Annotated in this window: 1 protein-coding gene; it reads left to right on the plus strand. The window is 38.6% G+C overall.

Going from position 1 to position 249, the window contains the following annotated elements; translation table 11 throughout:
• Positions 1-249: transposase (locus tag E4T71_RS09565; protein ID WP_167758539.1), on the plus strand; the 249-nt coding region annotated here is incomplete at both ends.

Below are 249 nucleotides of genomic sequence, written 5' to 3' on the forward strand. Positions count from 1 at the left end.
TCTTTATACCTGCTCAATTAAAACGAGTGGATCACATCCAGCACGCCTATAAATGTCAGGAATGCAGTGAAAAATCAGAGAGTGATAAAATTCTTAAAGCTCCTGTACCTAAAGCACCCCTAGCTCATAGCCTAGGATCTGCTTCTATCATAGCCCACACTATCCATCAAAAATTCAATTTAAAGGTTCCAAATTATAGACAGGAATCTGATTGGGCCAAACTAGGTCTTCCAATTAGTCGTAAAGAAA

Origin of the sequence: Streptococcus sp. WM07, assembly GCF_004570525.1 — a bacterium.
Classification (GTDB): domain Bacteria; phylum Bacillota; class Bacilli; order Lactobacillales; family Streptococcaceae; genus Streptococcus.